The organism is Flavobacterium gawalongense (genome assembly GCF_007097265.1).
Classification (GTDB): domain Bacteria; phylum Bacteroidota; class Bacteroidia; order Flavobacteriales; family Flavobacteriaceae; genus Flavobacterium; species Flavobacterium gawalongense.
Window position 1 is genome coordinate 17,890 of record NZ_VJZP01000015.1, and the last position, 19,585, is coordinate 37,474.

General features: G+C 33.4%; 16 protein-coding genes and 3 tRNA genes. 7 read left to right on the forward strand and 12 right to left on the reverse strand.

The window, feature by feature from the left end:
* Position 1: 1 nt before the first annotated feature.
* The 7 genes from FNW38_RS09535 to FNW38_RS09565 form a co-directional block, all read right to left on the reverse strand.
* Positions 2-394, reverse strand: a complete 393-nt coding sequence (locus FNW38_RS09535; RefSeq protein WP_143387809.1) for an OsmC family protein — start codon at positions 392-394, stop codon at positions 2-4.
* Between the two features lie 5 nt (positions 395-399).
* Positions 400-1,281: a pirin family protein gene (locus FNW38_RS09540; protein ID WP_144064841.1), complete on the reverse strand. Its 882-nt coding sequence runs from the start codon at positions 1,279-1,281 to the stop codon at positions 400-402.
* 211 nt (positions 1,282-1,492) lie between these two features.
* Positions 1,493-2,371: a pirin family protein gene (locus FNW38_RS09545; RefSeq protein ID WP_144064840.1), complete on the reverse strand. Its 879-nt coding sequence runs from the start codon at positions 2,369-2,371 to the stop codon at positions 1,493-1,495.
* Positions 2,372-2,460: 89 nt separating this feature from the next.
* Entirely contained in the window at positions 2,461-3,057 is a 597-nt protein-coding gene (locus FNW38_RS09550) for a Crp/Fnr family transcriptional regulator (protein WP_394344757.1), read from the reverse strand.
* A 56-nt stretch (positions 3,058-3,113) separates the two neighbouring features.
* Positions 3,114-3,629 (reverse strand): DUF421 domain-containing protein, encoded by a 516-nt coding sequence (locus tag FNW38_RS09555; RefSeq protein ID WP_143387813.1) that lies wholly within the window; start codon positions 3,627-3,629, stop codon positions 3,114-3,116.
* Between the two features lie 83 nt (positions 3,630-3,712).
* Positions 3,713-5,083 carry a 30S ribosomal protein S6--L-glutamate ligase gene (gene rimK / locus FNW38_RS09560; RefSeq protein WP_143387814.1) on the reverse strand — a complete coding sequence of 457 codons (1,371 nt, stop codon included), beginning with the start codon at positions 5,081-5,083 and terminating at the stop codon, positions 3,713-3,715.
* A gap of 138 nt (positions 5,084-5,221) precedes the next feature.
* A complete protein-coding gene (locus FNW38_RS09565; RefSeq protein ID WP_143387815.1) occupies positions 5,222-7,768 on the reverse strand; it encodes an ATP-dependent Clp protease ATP-binding subunit in 2,547 nt (848 codons plus the stop codon).
* A gap of 256 nt (positions 7,769-8,024) precedes the next feature.
* Here FNW38_RS09565 and gyrA point away from each other — a divergent pair, with 256 nt between their 5' ends.
* From gyrA to FNW38_RS09580, 3 genes are all read left to right on the forward strand, one after another.
* Entirely contained in the window at positions 8,025-10,649 is a 2,625-nt protein-coding gene (gene gyrA, locus FNW38_RS09570) for a DNA gyrase subunit A (RefSeq protein ID WP_143387816.1), read from the forward strand.
* 48 nt (positions 10,650-10,697) lie between these two features.
* On the forward strand, positions 10,698-11,966 hold the full coding sequence (locus FNW38_RS09575; RefSeq protein ID WP_143387817.1) for a tetratricopeptide repeat protein: 1,269 nt from the start codon (positions 10,698-10,700) through the stop codon (positions 11,964-11,966).
* 348 nt (positions 11,967-12,314) lie between these two features.
* Positions 12,315-13,379 carry a tetratricopeptide repeat protein gene (locus FNW38_RS09580; protein ID WP_143387818.1) on the forward strand — a complete coding sequence of 355 codons (1,065 nt, stop codon included), beginning with the start codon at positions 12,315-12,317 and terminating at the stop codon, positions 13,377-13,379.
* A 42-nt stretch (positions 13,380-13,421) separates the two neighbouring features.
* Here the strand turns inward: FNW38_RS09580 and FNW38_RS09585 are convergent, their stop codons facing one another.
* Together FNW38_RS09585 and FNW38_RS09590 are read right to left on the reverse strand one after the other, a co-directional pair.
* Positions 13,422-14,183 carry a C40 family peptidase gene (locus tag FNW38_RS09585; protein WP_143387819.1) on the reverse strand — a complete coding sequence of 254 codons (762 nt, stop codon included), beginning with the start codon at positions 14,181-14,183 and terminating at the stop codon, positions 13,422-13,424.
* 70 nt (positions 14,184-14,253) lie between these two features.
* On the reverse strand, positions 14,254-15,432 hold the full coding sequence (locus FNW38_RS09590; protein ID WP_144064839.1) for an acetyl-CoA C-acyltransferase: 1,179 nt from the start codon (positions 15,430-15,432) through the stop codon (positions 14,254-14,256).
* A 230-nt stretch (positions 15,433-15,662) separates the two neighbouring features.
* Here FNW38_RS09590 and FNW38_RS09595 point away from each other — a divergent pair.
* From FNW38_RS09595 to FNW38_RS09610, 4 genes are all read left to right on the forward strand, one after another.
* Positions 15,663-15,746, forward strand: a tRNA-Ser gene (locus tag FNW38_RS09595).
* Positions 15,747-15,765: 19 nt separating this feature from the next.
* Positions 15,766-15,840: transfer RNA gene (locus tag FNW38_RS09600), tRNA-Pro, on the forward strand.
* 22 nt (positions 15,841-15,862) lie between these two features.
* A tRNA-Arg gene (locus FNW38_RS09605) sits at positions 15,863-15,936 on the forward strand.
* 92 nt (positions 15,937-16,028) lie between these two features.
* Positions 16,029-16,688: a M15 family metallopeptidase gene (locus FNW38_RS09610; protein ID WP_143387821.1), complete on the forward strand. Its 660-nt coding sequence runs from the start codon at positions 16,029-16,031 to the stop codon at positions 16,686-16,688.
* Here the strand turns inward: FNW38_RS09610 and FNW38_RS09615 are convergent.
* The 3 genes from FNW38_RS09615 to FNW38_RS09625 are packed head-to-tail and all read right to left on the reverse strand — an operon-like array spanning position 16,685 to position 19,532.
* Positions 16,685-17,254, reverse strand: coding sequence for a hypothetical protein (locus tag FNW38_RS09615; protein WP_143387822.1), 570 nt, complete (start codon positions 17,252-17,254; stop codon positions 16,685-16,687). The two genes, FNW38_RS09610 and FNW38_RS09615, sit on opposite strands and share 4 nt — an antisense overlap.
* 2 nt (positions 17,255-17,256) lie before the next feature.
* On the reverse strand, positions 17,257-18,429 hold the full coding sequence (locus FNW38_RS09620; protein WP_185963122.1) for a class I SAM-dependent methyltransferase: 1,173 nt from the start codon (positions 18,427-18,429) through the stop codon (positions 17,257-17,259).
* Positions 18,430-18,440: 11 nt separating this feature from the next.
* The gene (locus FNW38_RS09625) at positions 18,441-19,532 is read right to left on the reverse strand and encodes an AI-2E family transporter (protein WP_143387824.1); all 1,092 of its coding nucleotides are present in this window, start codon (positions 19,530-19,532) and stop codon (positions 18,441-18,443) included.
* Positions 19,533-19,585: the final 53 nt, after the last annotated feature.

Consider the following 19,585-nt stretch of genomic DNA (forward strand, 5'->3'; position numbering starts at 1 on the left):
TCTAATTTAATTCTGTGGTTATTTCTATAGCGCTGGTTAGAATTTTGTGTATTGGACATTTATTGGCAATGCTTAATAATCTTGTTTTTTGATCATTGTCTAAATCTCCAAATAATTGAATAGTGCAAATCATCTTGGATTTGTTTTCCGTTGAATCTTTATCAAAAGTGACTTCAACTTTGATGTCCGTTAAATCCCATCCTTTTCGGTTAGCATACATGCGTAAAGTGATGCATGTGCAAGCTGCCAAGGAGGAAGCGAGTAATTCTTTTGGCGCAAAGCCTAAATCCTTTCCTCCATTACTTTCTGGTTCATCTGAAATAATCATATTATTAGCCGATTCTATTTCTGTTTTATAGAGTTCTTCACCAATTTTCGCTACTATTTTAATCATAATTGTTATTTTTTATTTTGCTCCGGAAGTGGAACAAATTCACTTTCGCCCGGAACTTTATCAAAAGTTTGTGCCAACCATTTCTCTTTTGCTTTTTCAATCAGTTCTTTGGTTGAAGCGACAAAATTCCAATAGATAATTCTTTCTTCGGGGAAAGGTTCTCCTCCAAAAATATAAATGGTTGTGTTTTCTGTCATATCGAAGGTGCAGAGTTTACTGTCTTTGGCAATCAAAATTTGCTTTGGTCCAAAAACGGTACCTTCACTTTCTATACTTCCTTCTAAAATGTATAAAGCGCTTTCGCCAAATAAGTATTTGCCTATAGTCACCGTTTGACGGGTAGTGCTTTTTAGTTCTAAAAGATAAAGCGGACTGTAAACGGGAACGGGTGATTTTTTGCCAAGCACTTCGCCAGCTATAAGTTTGAAAGCAATGTTATCCGTTTTCCATTCTGGAATTTGATCTTCTGGGACATGGAAAAACGAAGGTTCCATTTCCTCCAATGCTTTGGGTAATGCGACCCAAATTTGAAGGCCGTGTAGCATTTTATCGGAACTGCGTAAATACGCGGGGGTTCGTTCCGAATGGACAATTCCTTTTCCTGCGGTCATCCAATTGATTTGTCCAGGTTTGATTTCCATTTCAGTTCCCAAACTATCTTTGTGCATAATGCTTCCTTCAAACAAATAGGTCAAAGTCGAAAGCCCAATATGTGGATGTGGCGGAACATCTAAATTTTCGTAAACACTCATGCAGGTAGGTCCCATATGGTCAATAAATGCAAACGGTCCAACCATTCTTTTTTCTCGAAAGGGAAGTAACCGCCCAACCATAAAGTTACCAATATTGCTTGGGCGTTCTTCTATTATCAATTTGATATTTGACATGTTTTTTGTTTTAAACAATAAATTTAGGAAATATAACTACTGAGATACTACAAATACCTTTATTTTTTGCCACAAAGACACTAAGCCTTAACCTTTTTAATTTATTGGAATTAAATTATAATTTTAAATTTTGTGAAACTTATTTTCCTTTCGTCTTTGTGTCTTTGCGGTAGTATTTATTATTCGGCTTTGTGTTAAAACTGCAAGAAAATTACTCTTCCAAATAACCAAATTTCCCCATATTCACATCATTGAATGCTTGCATAATTTCGGCTTCCGTGTTCATTACAAACGGTCCGTGTGCTGCAATGGGTTCATTGATGGGTTCACCACTTAAAATTAAAACTATTGCATTTTCAGTTGCTTCAATGGTAAATTCTTCGCCTTCGTTTTCAAATAGTGCAAAATGGTCGGCAGGAACCTTTTCGATATCATTAACTTTTACGCTTCCTTCAATTACCAATAATGCGGTATTATAATTCGCTGGAAAATTGAAAGATGCTTTTGCTCCTTTATTTAATTTGGCATTTAGTAAATGTACAGGAGTGAATGTTGAAGCCGTACCTTTAACATTTTCGTATTGTCCCGCTATAACTTCAATCACGCCCCCATTTTCAGGAAGTTCCAATTTATTGATTCGGTCATTGGTAATTCCTTGGTATTTTGGTGTTGACATTTTGTCCTTTGCAGGAAGATTAACCCAAAGTTGCACCATTTGAAAATCGCCTCCGTTTTTGCTGAATTCTGCTTCGTGGTATTCTTTGTGTAAAATTCCTGAAGCAGCAGTCATCCATTGTACATCACCTTCGCCAATGATACCGCTATTTCCCGAACTGTCATGATGCGCTACTTTTCCGTGATAGGCAATCGTAACGGTTTCAAAACCTCTATGTGGGTGAACGCTTACGCCTCTGGGCTGATCTGTTGGCGGAAAATAAAATTTAGAATTATAATCCATCATGATGAACGGACTCATTCTTTTCATATCCAAATGATATCCACTCGGGATAAAGTTATGTACTCTAAATCCGTCACCAACCATGTGTGGAGGAGGTGGTGCCAATACAAGTTCGACGTTTTTTGTTTTCATTTTTGTATCTTATTTAAATTATAGTACAAATTTACTATGGATTAAAATCAGATGCATTGATGTAGAATAAGAAATGAATGGGTAAGGAATTAATACCGCTTAAAATTTCTTTTAGCTAACTCCTTGCGAACCCTGCTTAATGTTTCAGGTGTAATACCTAAATAGGAAGCAATCATCCATTGTGGAATACGCAAGGTAAGCTTCGGGTAAATAGTTATAAAATCCAAATAGCGTTGTTCTGCTGTAGCTCCCAATAAGAGGTTTACCCGTTTTTGAAGTTGACGAATGTGATTGTGCAAAGCAATATTGTCCTGTTGTCGAAAAGAAACACTAATCTCAGCGGCTGCATTAATGAAGTTTTTATCGATAAAAACAATTTCCGTTTCTTCTATAGCATCAATAAACAATTCAGAAGGCTCATTGAAATAAGAACTGCTTCTGTCCGAAATAATCCAATTCTCAGGCGCAAATTGAATGATATGTTCCTTTCCTGTTTCGTCAATCGTATAGGAACGCAATAATCCTTTAGAAACAAAAAAGGAATGATGGCAAATAGCTCCCTGATGAAGTAGGATAGCACCTTTTTCTACTTTTTTGGATTGCAACGTCCCGGTAATCGAAAGAAATTGCTCCTCCGTTAGATTGGTTTTGGATTGAAAGTATGTTTTGAATGAATCAAGCATAATTATTTTCAGAATTGCAGAAATACTTATGTAAAAAATATTTTTGAGTTCGTTTATAGCTAGTTTATTCCAGCTAAATTTTTATGAATACGTCTTCGTTTATAATGGGTTTGGCGAAGATTTTCTAAATCAGAAATAATACTGATATTTCCATCAATTTCAAGCATAGCGAGTTTTACATCTTTAAAAAACTCAACTCCATGTTCGCGCATCGCTTCTTTTAATTCATCAGAAGAAATGTTTAATTTGCTTAATGCTTTAAAATCCAGATTTCCATCGTGAATTAAAATCTCTGGTTTTTCCTGCATAAAATCACTAAACTTCTGGTACTTATACATCAATTTCTTCAAGATGAAATTAATGGTAAAAAGTACTGATGCTGCAGCCATGCCGCCGTAAAGACTAGTATTGTTACCAACCATAGCATTTTGAACGGAGTTGCTAATTAATAATATTAGAATGACATCGGCAGTATTGAGTTGCGATAATTCTTTTTTTCCAAAAAGTCTTAAAGCTATAACCATAAAAAAATAAACGGCGGCACTGCGAATGATGATATCAAGATATGGATTCATTGTTTTTAGTTTTCAGTTTTTAGTCTCAGTTTTCAGTTACATAGCAGACTGTAAACTGCGACTGCGACTGAACACTCTTAAAACTATTTCAGTTTAAAGTTTTTCTCGATGGCTTTTATCATTTCGCCCGCAATATCTTTATTAGTAGCTCCTTCAATTCCTTCCAATCCAGGCGAAGAATTTACTTCTAACAATAATGGTCCTTTTGAAGAACGAATAATATCAACACCAGCTACTTTTAAATCCATCGCTTTTGCAGCTTTTATCGCTATACGTTTTTCTTCAGCTGTCACTTTTATTACTGAAGCTGTTCCTCCAAGATGGATGTTGGCTCTAAATTCGCCTGGCATCGCTTCCCGTTGAATAGCAGCAACTACTTTTCCGTCAATTACAAAACAACGAATGTCTTTACCATTGGCTTCTTTGATAAATTCCTGAACTAATATATTTGCATTTAAACTTTTGAAAGCATTAATTACACTCTCTGCTGCTTTTTTGGTTTCGGCTAATACAACACCTTTACCTTGAGTCCCTTCGAGTAATTTTACAATTAAAGGAGAACCTCCAACCATTTTTATCAAATCATCCGTATCTAAAGGTGAATTTGCAAATCCTGTAGTAGGAATTTCCACACCATGATTTAAAAGTAATTGCAAAGAATATAATTTATCACGTGATTGGGTAATTGCATTTGAAGAATTTAAACAAAATACTTTTAATGCCTCAAATTGACGTGTTAATGCACATCCGTAAAAGGTAATGCTTGGCCTAATTCTTGGAATAATAGCATCAAATTGATTTAATATTTTTCCTCCACGATAATGAATTTCCGGTGTTTTTGCATCCAACTTCATATAACATTCTTTGATGTTTAGAAAATGCATTTCGTGACCGCGCATTTCACCCGCTTCCATAATACGTTTGTTACTGTATAATTCTGGGTTACTGGCTAAAAGACCAATGCGTAAACCAGAGCTGGCTTTTTCAGAATTTTTATATAGTTCTTTCAAACTGTCGGAGGTTGGTTGTCCCAAAAGATATTTCTGTTCCGGGTCTACAAGAACTCTTCCACTCATCGCCTCACGACCTAAAAGCATTCTAAAACCCATGGAATCTCTATTGGTCAATGTCATTTCAATAGGCCATTTAGAGTCTCCAATTTTTAGATTACTTTGAATAACATAGCGTTGTTCTCTAAATCCGCTGGAACTTTTTACAAAACGCTTATCAACTAAAGGTGCCTCACAATGAATTACCGTTTTTAGATTATTCTGAATAGGATTGATATCAAACCTTACCCAATTTGCATCATCCTTGATAAAAGGGGCAATATTTATTGCGTGTAATGCAGATGTTTTTGCACCTGAATCAACGCGCGCTTTAATAGTTGGAATTCCTAATTCTGGAAATGAACACCATTCTTCGCTACCCAGGATAACTTTGTTTTGAGACATAAACTGATTTTATTTAACCATTTTTTTTAAAAATCAAATGTAAATATTTGTTTTTAAAAAATGTTGAATTTGTATAAAGAATAAACCCGTTATGTTATAAAAACGTAACGGGTTTAGTTCGTGTTATACTAGAAGTATTTATGGATTCGTTGGTTCGCCAGCTTTATGAACTTGCACAGTCAGTTCTTGTGCTCCATCCTCTATATCCATGAAAATTTCGTCTCCTGAAGTAATTTTTGAAGTAATAATTTCTTCGGCAAGTGCATCTTCAACATATTTCTGAATAGCTCTTTTTAATGGTCTTGCACCAAATTGTCTATCAAATCCTTTTTCAGCGATAAAAGCTTTGGCTTTATCCGAAAGGTTTAATTGGTAACCCAATTCAGCAACACGGGCATATAATTTTTTCAATTCGATTTCTATAATCAAATCAATATCATGTTTTTCTAAAGCATTAAACACAATTACATCATCAATTCTGTTAAGGAATTCCGGTGCAAACGTTTTTTTCAATGCATTTTCAATGATACTTTTCGAATTGTCATCTGCTTGAGCTACTTTAGCGGCGGTACCAAAACCAACACCTTGACCAAAATCTTTTAATTGTCTGGCTCCAACATTGGAAGTCATAATAATTATAGTGTTTTTAAAGTCAATTTTTCGGCCTAAACTATCCGTTAAATAACCGTCATCAAGAACTTGCAATAACATATTGAAAACATCAGGATGCGCTTTTTCTATCTCATCCAATAATACAACACAATATGGTTTTCTTCTTACTTTCTCTGTTAATTGACCACCTTCTTCATATCCAACGTATCCCGGAGGCGCACCAACTAAACGAGAAATTGCAAATTTCTCCATGTATTCACTCATGTCAATACGAATCAATGCATCTTCTGAATCGAATAATTCTTTTGCCAATACTTTCGCTAATTGCGTTTTACCAACACCAGTTTGCCCCAAGAAAATAAAGGAACCAATTGGTCGGTTTGGATCTTTTAATCCAGCACGATTTCTTTGGATGGAACGGGCAATTTTCATTACCGCTTCTTTTTGTCCAATAACTTTTCCTTCAATAAGTTCCGGTAGTTTAGCTAATTTATTGCTTTCAGTTTGTGCAATACGATTTACCGGAATTCCAGTCATCATGGAAACCACATCGGCAACATTGTCTTCGGTAACTTCAATTCGATTATTTTTAGCGTCTTCTTCCCATTGTTCCTGAGCAATTGCTAAATCTTTTTCGATCTTTTTTTCGTCATCACGAAGCTTAGCGGCCTCTTCGTATTTTTGTTTTTTAACAACAACGTTTTTCAATTCTCGAACATCTTCTAATTGACGTTCCAGATCTAAAATCTGTTTTGGAACTTCAATATTGGTAATGTGAACTCTTGAACCTGCTTCGTCTAATGCATCAATAGCCTTGTCCGGCAAGAAACGTTCAGACATATATCTGTCGGTTAATTTCACACAAGCTTCAATTGCTTCTTGTGTATAAGTAACGTTGTGGTGATCTTCATATTTATTTTTGATATTATTCAAAATCGTAATGGTTTCAGCAACAGATGTTGGTTCCACAATTATTTTTTGAAAACGTCTTTCTAATGCGCCATCTTTCTCAATATATTGACGGTATTCATCTAGTGTTGTAGCACCAATACATTGAATTTCACCTCTTGCTAAAGCAGGTTTGAACATATTAGATGCATCTAATGAACCCGTTGCGCCACCAGCTCCAACAATAGTATGAATTTCATCTATAAAAAGAATAATGTCATCATTCTTTTCTAATTCGTTCATCACTGCTTTCATGCGCTCTTCAAACTGTCCTCGGTATTTTGTTCCAGCAACAAGACTCGCCAAATCTAATGTTACAACGCGTTTGTTGAATAAGATTCGTGATACTTTCTTTTGGATGATTCGCAGAGCTAAACCTTCAGCAATAGCTGATTTTCCCACTCCAGGTTCCCCTATAAGTAGTGGATTATTTTTTTTGCGACGGCTCAAAATTTGAGAAACACGTTCAATTTCTTTTTCACGTCCTACAACAGGATCTAACTTTCCTTCTTCGGCCATTTCAGTTAAATCTCTACCGAAATTATCTAAAACAGGTGTTTTAGATTTTTTGTTTGATTTATTAGCAGGATTGTTAAAAGCACCTTCTTTAAGACTGTCATCTTGTCCTGAATCGTCATTATACGATTCGCTTCTTGGCAAGTTTTCTAAAAATTCTTCTTCGCTTGGAGTCATATTTAAGTATTGTTCTTTAGCTACGTCATAATCAATTTTAAGTTTATTCAATAGCTTGGTTGTTGGATCGTTTTCATTTCTTAAAATACATAACAATAAATGTGCTGTACTAATTGACGAACTATGAAATACTTTTGCTTCAAGAAAAGTGGTTTTCAACGCTCGTTCTGCCTGGCGTGTCAAGTGTAAGTTTTTCTTTTCAACATTAACGTCTACGCTTGGACTTGCGGGGCTTAGGATTTCTACTTTTCTGCGTAAATGATCTAAATCGACAGATAGGTTATTCAGTATTTGAATTGCTTTTCCATTTCCATCCCTTAAAATACCCAGCATCAAGTGTTCAGTTCCTATAAAGTCATGACCCAATCGCAAAGCTTCTTCTTTGCTATAGGTAATAACATCTTTTACTCTTGGTGAAAAATTATCATCCATAATATATATTTGATATCGTAAATTTAGTGAATTAGTAATTGAAAAACAAAAATCATTCCCTTAACAAGTGCTGTCAGCTAATAGACAAAAAAATATGGGGAATATAGGCAAAAAGCCACTTATTTTATTAACTAAAACCAAAGTAAAATTTGTTAATAAATCATTGAAATAAGTAGGTTAAAATAGGTTTAAAAATTTCAAAAAGCCGTATATTGGCACGTTTTGAAACTAATATAATTTTTTAATATAACAACTTATGTCTGAAGGAGAAAAGTTAATTCCTATTAACATTGAAGATGAAATGAAAACAGCTTACATCGATTATTCGATGTCTGTAATTGTATCCAGAGCACTTCCAGATGTTAGAGATGGCTTGAAACCAGTACATCGAAGAGTATTATTTGGAATGCATGATTTAGGAGTTAACTCCAGATCTGCCCACAAAAAGTCCGCAAGAATTGTCGGGGAAGTTCTTGGAAAATACCACCCACACGGTGATACCTCTGTTTATGATGCTATGGTTCGTATGGCACAAGAATGGAGTATGCGTTATTTATTGATTGACGGTCAGGGTAATTTTGGTTCTGTAGATGGCGATAGTCCTGCAGCGATGCGTTATACAGAGGCTAGAATGCGTAAAATTTCGGAAGAAATCTTGGCGGATATAGATAAAGAAACGGTTGATTTTAAATTGAATTTTGATGATACACTAGAAGAGCCAACAGTTATGCCAACTCGTGTTCCTACCTTATTAATAAATGGTGCAACAGGAATTGCAGTAGGTATGGCAACAAATATGCCACCTCACAACTTAACCGAGGTAATCAATGGTACATTGGCTTACATGGATAATAATGATATTGAAGTTGACGAGTTGATGACGCATATCAAAGCACCGGATTTTCCTACTGGTGGTATAATATATGGTTATGAAGGAGTTCGTGAAGCATTCAAAACCGGTAGAGGACGTATTGTAATGCGTGCTAAAGTAGGTTTTGAAGAAGTTGACGGAAGAGAATGTATTATCGTTACCGAAATTCCTTATCAAGTCAATAAAGCCGATATGATTAAGCGTACGGCTGATTTGGTAAATGATAAAAAAATTGATGGAATTGCAAATATCCGAGATGAATCGGATAGAAACGGGATGCGTATCGTTTATATTTTAAAACGTGATGCGACACCAAACGTGGTTTTAAACACACTTTATAAGTTTACACAATTACAATCTTCGTTTAGTGTAAACAATATTGCAATTGTAAAAGGGCGTCCGCAAATGTTGAATCTAAAAGATTTGATTCATTATTTTATCGAACACCGTCATGATGTGGTGACACGCAGAACGCAATTTGAATTGAAAAAAGCGGAAGCAAGAGCGCATATATTAGAAGGATTAATTATTGCTTCTGATAATATTGATGAAGTAATTGCTTTAATCAAAGCTTCAAAAAGTACAGAAGAAGCAAGAGAAAAATTAATCGAAAGATTCAAATTATCCGATATTCAATCTCGTGCAATTGTAGAAATGCGTTTGCGACAATTAACAGGTCTGGAACAAGATAAGTTAAGAACAGAATATGATGAAATCATGAAGTTAATCGAGCATTTGAAAGCTTTATTAGCAGACATAAACTTGAGAATTGCTTTAATTAAAGAAGAATTGACTGAAATTCGTGAAAAATATGGAGATGAGCGTCGTTCTGTAATCGAATATTCAGGAGGAGATGTAAGTATTGAGGATTTAATTGCCGATGAAAATGTGGTAATTACGATTTCTCATGCGGGGTATATTAAACGTACTAATTTATCTGAGTACAAAACGCAGAATAGAGGAGGAGTTGGTCAAAAAAGTGCTGGAACAAGAGACCAAGATTTCTTAGAACACATGTTTGTGGCAACGAATCACCAATATATGATGTTCTTTACCCAAAAAGGAAAATGTTTCTGGATGCGTGTTTATGAAATACCAGAAGGAAGTAAAACCGCTAAAGGTAGAGCGATTCAGAATTTAGTGAATATTGAAAGTGACGATAAAGTAAAAGCATTTATCTGTACCCAAGATTTAAAAGACAAAGAGTATATCAACAGCCATAACCTTATTATGGTGACCAAAAAAGGTCAGGTTAAGAAAACATCTTTAGAGAAATATTCTAAACCAAGGGTAAATGGAGTTGCGGCAATCACTATTAAGGAAGGCGATGAATTATTAGAAGCAAAATTAACTAATGGAGAAAGTCAAATTATTTTGGCTGTGAAATCTGGTAAATTAGTTCGTTTTGAAGAAACTAAAACCCGTCCAATGGGAAGAACAGCTTCTGGAGTTCGTGGAATTACCCTTAAAGATGATACTGACGAAGTTATTGGCATGGTTACTGTAAATGATATGAGCAGCGAAATTTTAGTTGTTGCCGAAAACGGATACGGAAAACGTTCTAGCCTTGACGAATACAGAATTACAAATCGTGGTGGTAAAGGAGTTAAAACCTTAAATATTACTGAGAAAACAGGTAAACTGATTTCGATAAATGCAGTTACAGATGCTGATGATTTAATGATTATCAACAAATCTGGATTGACTATCAGAATGGCTGTCGAAGATTTGAGAGTTATGGGACGTGCTACGCAAGGAGTGAAGTTGATTAACATCAAAGGAAATGATTCTATAGCTGCTGTTACAAAAGTAATGAAAGATGATGTAGCTGAAGTGGTGGTTGATGAAGACGGAAATGTTATTGAATCTGAAGCTATCGAAAGAGTTAAGCCAGTATTAGAAGTTCTTGAAGATGAAGGAACTGAGGAAGAAGATGATGAGGAAGATTCTGAAGAGAGTGAAGAGGCTGAAGAAGATGCTGAAGACGACGATTCTGATGATGAAGCATAAAAATAAGAATGTAAACAAGAATAATTATTAAACAAAAACAAGAATATTATGAAAAGTAAATATGTAATACTTGCATCAGCATTATTGATATCAGTAGCTACTTTTGCTCAAAAAGATCAAATTAAAGCTGCCGAAAAAGCATTGAAAGGCGGAAATTCTCAAGAAGCTGCAACAATTTTGCAAGGAGCTGAATCTTTGATTACTAATGCTACAGATGCTGAAAAAGCACAATTTTTCTTTGTAAAAGGAAATGCTTTATTAGACTTAGCAAATAAAAATGTTGATACTAATACGAATCTTTCTCTTGCTGCAAAAGCATATCAAGATTTGATTGCTGTTGAACAGACTTCTGGAAAAGTTAAGTATTCTACTCAAGCAGCTACATCAATTACACAGATAAAATTTAAATTAATTAATAGTGCGATAGCAGATTCAAAAATAGAGAAACACTCGGATAGCGCTAAAAAATTATATGATGCTTATTTGTTAGATAAAAAAGATACTCTTAATTTATACTATGCAGCTTCTACTTATGTGAATGCTAAAGAATATGATTCGGCTCTTAAGTTATATGAAGAGTTGAAAAACTTAAATTATTCTGGAAAGGGAACGAGTTATTTTGCGGTGAATAAATTATCAAGTGAAGAAGATGTTTTTGCAACAGCTCAAGAAAGAGACAGAATGGTGAAACTAGGAACTCATGAAAAACCGAGAACTGAGGCTATTCCTTCAAAAAGAGGAGAGATATATAAAAATATGGCTCTTATTTTGGTTCAAAATGGAAAAACTGAAGAAGCTAAAAAAGCTATTGCTGAGGCTAGAGTTGCAAATCCTGATGACACTTCGTTGATTTTGACAGAAGCTAACTTGTATTTAGAAACAAAAGATTTTGATACTTATAAAAAATTAATCTCTGAAGTATTAGAAAAAAATCCTAATGATGCTGATTTGGTTTTTAATTTAGGAGTTATAAGTACTACTGCTAATAACACCGTTGAAGCTGAGAAATATTATAAAAGAGCCATTGAAATAAAACCAGATTATGTAAATGCTTACCTTAATTTAGCGATTTTAAAACTAGATGCTGACAAAAAGCTTTTTGAGGAAATGAATAAATTAGGAAACTCAGAAAAAGATAATAAGCGTTATTTAGTTCTTAAAAAACAACGAGAAGCGGTATTTATGGATGCTTTACCGTATTTAGAAAAAGCGAGTGAATTGGATCCATCAAATAATGAGGTTAAAGCTACTTTGTTGAACGTTTATGGAGCATTAGAAATGACTGAAAAGAAAAAAGCATTGAAAGCTAAAATGTAATAATTGAATTATATTTTTTAGCTTTTCTAAAATTAAATTTAGGAATAATAATTACAATCCTGATTACTACATATGGTGATCAGGATTTTTTTTGTTGTAAAAACATTTGACAAATTAAAAAATTATTTGATATTGTTAAATAGTCGGTTAAATTATTTTTTATGCTCATTTATTATTTAATCCGTAATAAATAGTAACATAAAATTAAACTTTATTTTAAATTAATTTGATAAATAAAAATAATGATTTATTTTGCCAGTTAAAATAATCAATAAATTATATTCAAAAAAATGAAAAAATAGTAAAAACCCCTAAATCACTAACCTGCCCCAAACAAACCTAAATATTATGAAGAATAAATTTTTAACACCTACTTTGTCATTATTTATTTCAATTGCAGCACTAGCTCAAAAAAACGAAATTAAGTATGCTCAGAGTCAATTTAATAATGGTAATTTACAAGAAGCTTTAACCGTTTTGAAAGCTTCTGAATATTTAATTGTGAATGCAAAAGATGATGATAAATCGGAATTCTATAATTTAAAAGCCAAAGTACTGACTAATTTGGCAGACAAAAATATAGAAACAGTTAAAAATCTTTCCCTTGCTGTTTCTGTCTACCAGGAGTTAATAACTGAAGAAGTAGCTTCAGGTAATTTAAAATATGCAGTTCAAGCAAAAGCATCTATAAAAGACATTAAAAATAATTTATCGAATAGCGCTTATGAAGATGTCAAAAACAATAAACATTTAGATGGTGCCAATAAAATGTATCATTTATATTTAATGGATAAGAAGGATACTTTGAATCTGTTTAATTCGGCATCTTACTTTATGATTGCCAAAGAATATGATTTAGCATTAAAAAGTTATAAAGAGCTGAAAGCATTAAATTATTCAGGAAAGGGAATCAGTTACTATGGAATAAATAAAAAAAGTAAAATTGAAGAAGAATTTTCTTCCCCAAAAGAAAGAGATTTGAATATAAAAGCGGGTTTACATGAGAAACCAAGGAATTTTATTTCCCCTTCAAAAAAAACGGAGATATATAAAAACATAGCTTTTATTTATTCTGAAAAAGACGATTTGAACACAGCAGAAGATTATTATAAAATGATCATTGATTTTGATCCTCAATGTATTGATGCATATACTAATTTAGCTTATTTATACCTTGATAAGAAAAAAAAATTAGTTGATGAAATGAGTGTTCTCGGGACTTCTCCAAAGGATATGAAAATTTACGATGAACTAAAGATAAAAAAGGATCAGGTATTGAAAAATGCTGTTTCTTATCTTGAAAAAGGAAATCGTATTAATCCTAAAGATACTGATGTTACAAAACTGTTATTAAACTTGTATCGAGCTTTAGATTTAACAACAGAGTATAATGCGTTAAAAGCGAGGATTTAATTTAAAAAAAGCCTATCAAGAATTAATTCGAGATAGGTTTTTTTATATAATTTTTTTAATCACTCGAAGTTTATGAGTGTGTTTATTTATTTCGGCATTATAAATCCCTAGATGATCTAATCTGTCAATCCGTACTTTTCCGCTAGCGTGAATGATGTAGTTGTCTTCCATGATGATTCCAACATGTATGATATTGCCCTCTTCGTTATCAAAAAAAGCTAAATCTCCGGGTTCACTTTCTTCGATAAAACTCAAAGGCTCTCCTTGGGTTGCTTGTTGTGACGCATCGCGTAATAATTTATATCCGTTGAGTTTATAAACCATTTGTGTAAAACCGGAACAATCAATACCAAAAGGCGTTTTTCCACCCCATAGATAAGGAGCATTTAGATACAAAAAAGCGGTATTGATTAAACCTTCTTTGGGTTTGATACCGCTGATTTTAGTTCCTTCAAAATCAAAATTTGAAGTGTTGATATCATTGTAATTTAAAAATGATATAGATGAACCTAATGGAATTGGGATTAAAAGATTATTTGGTGCTGTAATGTATTCTATTAAATCAGCGTTCAGAATGATTGCGTCTTCAGACAATTGATTGAAACTTGACTCGGAAATCAGTTGGAATTGTTTAGAATCTATCCAGCCTTCATAATCATCATATTGCATTTTGATTCGAGACCATTGTTTTAGCTGTTCTAAAATTTCAAAATGTTCACCAAACAAAACTTGAGAAACGATTTCGCTTCTGTCACTTGGTTCAAAGCGAAGTGGTATTATGGCTAGATTGCAAATTCCAAACATTTAGGTCAATTTATGGTTAAGAATCATGAGTTACAAGTTTCAAGACTTGTAACTCATGACTTATAATTATTTAGGCTTTTTCAATAACAATTGCCGAAGCACCACCACCACCATTGCAAATTGCAGCAGCGCCGATTTTGCCATTATTTTGTTCTAAAACATTCAATAAAGTAACAATGATTCTTACTCCAGAGCAACCTAACGGATGTCCTAAAGATACTGCACCACCATTTACATTTATTTTATCGTCTTCTAATTCTAGGATTTTTGCATTAGCAAGACCAACAACAGCAAAAGCTTCGTTGAATTCAAAATAATCAACATCATCTATCGATAATCCTGCTTTTTTTAATGCTTTAGGAAGGGCTTTTGAAGGGCTTGTGGTAAACCACTTTGGTTCTTGAGCATAATCAGCATAGCTTCTAATATAAGCTAACGGTTTTAGTCCTAAAGCTATTGCTTTTTCTTCGGTCATTAATACTACTGCTGCTGCACCATCATTTATCGTTGAAGCATTCGCTGCAGTTACAGTTCCATCTTTGGTAAAGACAGGGTTTAATGACGGTATTTTATCTAATTTCACATTAGTGTATTCTTCGTCTTTGGAAACTATAATAGGATCTCCTTTTCTTTGTGGAACAGCTACAGGAACTATTTCATTATCAAATTTTCCAGAATCCCAAGCTTTTGCACTACGCTCATACGATTGAATAGCGAAGTTATCTTGATCTTCACGGGTAAATTTATATTCTGCGGCACATAAGTCAGCACACAGTCCCATAGCGCTGTTATCGTATGCGTCAGTCAGTCCGTCTTTCTGCATTCCGTCAATCATGGTTGCAGGACCAAATTTAGTTCCGTTTCTCAAATGCATATAATGTGGAATTAAACTCATATTCTCCATTCCTCCGGCTACTACAATTTCAGCATCTCCGCATTGGATTGCTTGCGCACCCAACATAACAGCTTTCATTCCAGAAGCACAAACTTTATTAATTGTGGTGCAAGCAACGGTATTTGGTAAGCCAGCAAATAGAGCTGCCTGACGAGCAGGAGCTTGTCCTACACCAGCCTGAACTACATTGCCCATAAATACTTCGTCAACTAAATTTGGATCTAATTTTATTTTTTCCAAAGCACCTTTTATTGCGACCGCACCTAATCTTGGAGCAGTAACTGTAGATAATCCCCCCATAAAACTTCCGATAGGTGTCCTAACGGCAGAAACGATAACAACTCTTTTGTTCATAACTTATAAAATGTTGGTTTATGAAGCAAATTTAATCTTTTTTAAACAATTTCAAATTTAGATTATGTCATTATCTTTTTTTAAATTTATTTTCATTCTATATGTTTGATTGTGAAGTGTTTTTGTGAAAATGACAAAAAAGATTAAAAAAAAATACCTCAAATAGTTGTGAGAAGTCTAAAGATGTCTTAAATTTGCAACCGCAAAACAGGACACGTTTCTTTGAGCTTGGAGGGGTGCCAGAGTGGTAATGGAGCAGTTTGCTAAACTGTCATCGAGCAATCGATGCCAGGGTTCGAGTCCCTGTCCCTCCGCTTAATAATTTTTGTACTTCGGGGTGTAGCGTAGCTCGGTTATCGCGCCTGCTTTGGGAGCAGGAGGCCGCAGGTTCGAATCCTGCCACCCCGACTAGATTTTTTACATGAGCAATGGAGGCATAGCTCAGCTGGATAGAGCACCTGCCTTCTAAGCAGGCGGTCGAAGGTTCGAATCCTTCTGCCTTCACAAAAACCGATACTTTAATTAGTATCGGTTTTTCTGTTTTTATATCTATTGTAAATCCTTAATTTATCTTATTTTTATAAAAAATAGTATTTATGACTTGCTACTTCAAATCATTGTTAATCTTTTGTTCTCTTTTTTGGATTGTTTCCTGTAAATCGCAAGCTGCTATTTCTACTATTGAAGAGAAAAACAGTCCAATTATCAATGACACTACTTTTGTAAATTTAAAAGAGTACAGCCAAGATTTTGTGTTTGATATGAAGTATGCAACAATAGATAATTTTCTAAAAGCAAAAGTGTACGATTGCGCGGAATGTTTTTTACGCTTAAAAACCGTTAATGGACTTGTAGAAGCCAATAAAAAATTCATTGAAAAAGGCTATAGAATCAAAATTTTCGATTGTTACCGACCTTTAGATATTCAAAAAAAAATGTGGGAAATCGTTCCTAACCCAGAGTATGTTGCCAATCCTGCTAAAGGTTCTATTCATAATAGAGGGGGAGCGGTAGATATTACTCTAGTCGACAATAACGGAAAAGAACTGGACATGGGGACTTCTTTTGATTTTTTTGGAATCGAAGCCAGTCATGACTATCCTAATGTTTCGGAACAAGTAAAAGAAAATAGAAAATTATTAAAAACAATAATGATTAGCAGTAATTTCAATTCTTTTGATTCCGAATGGTGGCATTATAATTTAAAATCGGGTTTGAATGATCGGGTTTCTAATGCTAAATGGGATTGTAATTAGTTTTCTACGCAATGCAGGTTGTTAATGAAATACGTTTCAGGTTCATAAACCTCATTGTTTAACTCCGATTTAAATTCTTTTTTAAGAACATAATCTTCAGTATCCGTTAGATATTTAATTCTCATCATGGATACGGGAGAACTTTTTAAATCTTCAAAGCTATCTTTCATAAACATAAATGAACCGGAAATTATTCTATTGTCAAAATCTTTGTCGTCCCGAATCATAGTGCCGCAATTCTCCTGATTTATGTGAAGCAATGTTATTATTTTTCCATTGTTTAACTGTAAAAATAATTTTGAATTTTTATCAAAGCAATTCGCTTTCATAAATCCTTTGCTTTTTTGAATCAATTGTACATTCAATGTTGGCAAACCATCTGTTAATGCTAAGGAATAGAAAGTATAACTGGAATTCCCAGCAAAATTTTTCTCGGAAATCATGTATTCTTTAGTTGATTTATATGTTCCTATAGAATCGGTTACGTTTACGCTATAATCACATGTTTTTTGGGCAAATAAGTTAAGGTTGAATAAGAATAGTAGACTAGTAATTATAGATTTCATTTTTATTTTATTTTGGTGCAAATTAAAACTATTTTATGATTATTTTCATCAGTTGTAAAAAAACAATATAGATTTCCGCCGTCTTTTATTTTCCATTTTTTTCGAATGCTTTCTACACTATCAGGAAAATTTCGGGTCGTAATATTGGCTTGGGTATTTTCTAAATATGTTTTCATTTCCGTTTTACTGTAAGGAATTGCATTTTGAATTTCAAAAACCCGTCCCGGAAAGGGAATTAAATTTTCGGAAGTATATAAATGGGAATGTTTGTGTAGTTTGTTTAGGTTATAAAATGAACTCACTTCATCAAATCCACCTGATTTCATTATGGCGCTATTGGGCTCGTACAAATATTTTTGAGGGAAACCAAAAACCGGCAATTTAGTCTGGTCGTCCAAAACAAAGTTGAATGTTTCGTTCTTGTCTTTTAAAAGATTTACTGTTTTTATAGTTATATTTCCAGAATAGCCTTTGTATAATTCCCATAATAGTTCTTTAACTTCATTTTCGAGAGCTACGATATGAATCGTTTTAACATTTTGTAATTCCAATAATCCAGCCGAAATATCGAGTAGAGGAGCAGTTTTTATCAGAATAGCATTCGAATTATTGAAATAAAAGTTTAGATTTTCAGGAACATTGGGCAAACAATCTCTGAGCATAAATACCTTTCCTTTCGCATCATTTCTTCTGGAGGGATCAATATAAATCCAGTCCCATTTTGTATTTAAAGAAATCAAAGTTGCTAAACTATCTCCGGCATAGCAAGTAATATTGGGAACATTCAATTGCTCAAAATTGTGTTTTACAATGTTTGATAATTCTGGATTAATTTCGCAATGCACAACCGTTTTTATTTGTTTTGCAAAAAAATAATCGTCAACTCCCAAACCTCCTGTCAAATCAATTAAATTTTCACCCGAAACAATTGAGGCTTTATAGGAAGCCGTTTTTTCGGATGAAGTTTGTTCTATTGAGATTTTACTTGGATAAATGATATTTTTGGCTGTAAACCAATTAGGCAATTTGTCTTTTGCTTTTGTCTTGGCTTCAATTTGGTTCAAAATAGAAATCCAGTCAACATCTGGAAACGGATTTTTTTGAAGTGCTAATTTAGAGATGCTTCTACCAATATTTGCATTGATAAATTGTTGAATTTTGGGATCTAGAATCATTAAATCCAAAATTAAATATCTTTAGTTAATAGTACAATAATTTTGTTCTCCGGGAAGAATTCTTTACCCATTACTTTAATTATGGTATATAAAGGAACTGCTACTATCATTCCTAATATACCAAAAAGAAAACCCGCAATTAAGATGACAAGAAATATTTCCAAAGGATGTGAACTTACACTTTTAGAAAAAATAATAGGTTGAGATAAATTGTTATCAATAATCTGAACAATCCAAAAACCAATTAATACATAGATAGTGGTTGGCAAAATTTCAGATTGAAAATCACTTCCTAGATTACTCATCATTGTCAAAATTGCAGCTAAAATGGATGCGATTAGCGGACCAATATAGGGAATGATATTTAAGACCGCACATAAAAAGGCAATAACAAGAGCATTTGGAACTCCAAAAATCACTAAAACAATCAGATATAATAAGAATACTATAAATAATTGAAGTAATAATCCAATGAAATAACGGGACAGTAAGTGGTTTATTTTTTCTAAAGAGTTCAGAATTTGGTCTTCATGACTATCTGGAATTAATTTTTTTGCTCCTAGTATGAATTTTAATTGATCTTTTAGAAAGAAAAAAGTAATAAATAGTACTGCACCTAATCCTATCCCAAAACTACTGATTGTATCAAGGATTGCATTTAAAAAATTAGGGATAATATTGAAATTTATTTTAGAAGTAATGTTTGCTTCCTTTAGTATTTGTGAGGAATCAATATGATGACTTTCTAAGAATACGGAAATTTGATTTATCAACTGGACTATATTATTTTCGATTGCTGATGTGTTAAGAAGCGATAAGTTTTGTCCTTGGGATAAAATCAAAGGAATAAACATCATTATGAAACCGAATATGATTAACATGAAAATAAGCAAAGTTACTATTGTCGCAAAAATGTGATTGAATTTTAATCGTTTTTTGAAAAAGTCTAAAATAGGATTTCCAATTAATGTAAGTATAAAAGATACAACAAGATAAATCAGCACGGATTGAATTTGATAAAAAAAGAACAAAATTAAACCGCTAACAACGATTGTCAATAATGCTCGAAGAATACCATTTGAAAGGGTTTTTGATGTATTCATGTCTTTATTTTAGGTTATAAAGATAAAAAAAACTCGCTAACAAGTAGCGAGTT

Coding starts and splice junctions, on each gene's coding strand:
- FNW38_RS09535 (WP_143387809.1), bottom strand. CDS start 394: ATGATTAAAATAGTAGCGAAAATTGGTGAAGAACTCTATAAAACAGAA.
- FNW38_RS09540 (WP_144064841.1), bottom strand. CDS start 1,281: ATGTCAAATATCAAATTGATAATAGAAGAACGCCCAAGCAATATTGGT.
- FNW38_RS09545 (WP_144064840.1), bottom strand. CDS start 2,371: ATGAAAACAAAAAACGTCGAACTTGTATTGGCACCACCTCCTCCACAC.
- FNW38_RS09555 (WP_143387813.1), bottom strand. CDS start 3,629: ATGAATCCATATCTTGATATCATCATTCGCAGTGCCGCCGTTTATTTT.
- rimK (WP_143387814.1), bottom strand. CDS start 5,083: ATGTCTCAAAACAAAGTTATCCTGGGTAGCGAAGAATGGTGTTCATTT.
- FNW38_RS09565 (WP_143387815.1), bottom strand. CDS start 7,768: ATGGATGATAATTTTTCACCAAGAGTAAAAGATGTTATTACCTATAGC.
- gyrA (WP_143387816.1), top strand. CDS start 8,025: ATGTCTGAAGGAGAAAAGTTAATTCCTATTAACATTGAAGATGAAATG.
- FNW38_RS09575 (WP_143387817.1), top strand. CDS start 10,698: ATGAAAAGTAAATATGTAATACTTGCATCAGCATTATTGATATCAGTA.
- FNW38_RS09580 (WP_143387818.1), top strand. CDS start 12,315: ATGAAGAATAAATTTTTAACACCTACTTTGTCATTATTTATTTCAATT.
- FNW38_RS09585 (WP_143387819.1), bottom strand. CDS start 14,183: ATGTTTGGAATTTGCAATCTAGCCATAATACCACTTCGCTTTGAACCA.
- FNW38_RS09590 (WP_144064839.1), bottom strand. CDS start 15,432: ATGAACAAAAGAGTTGTTATCGTTTCTGCCGTTAGGACACCTATCGGA.
- FNW38_RS09610 (WP_143387821.1), top strand. CDS start 16,029: ATGACTTGCTACTTCAAATCATTGTTAATCTTTTGTTCTCTTTTTTGG.
- FNW38_RS09615 (WP_143387822.1), bottom strand. CDS start 17,254: ATGAAATCTATAATTACTAGTCTACTATTCTTATTCAACCTTAACTTA.
- FNW38_RS09620 (WP_185963122.1), bottom strand. CDS start 18,429: ATGATTCTAGATCCCAAAATTCAACAATTTATCAATGCAAATATTGGT.
- FNW38_RS09625 (WP_143387824.1), bottom strand. CDS start 19,532: ATGAATACATCAAAAACCCTTTCAAATGGTATTCTTCGAGCATTATTG.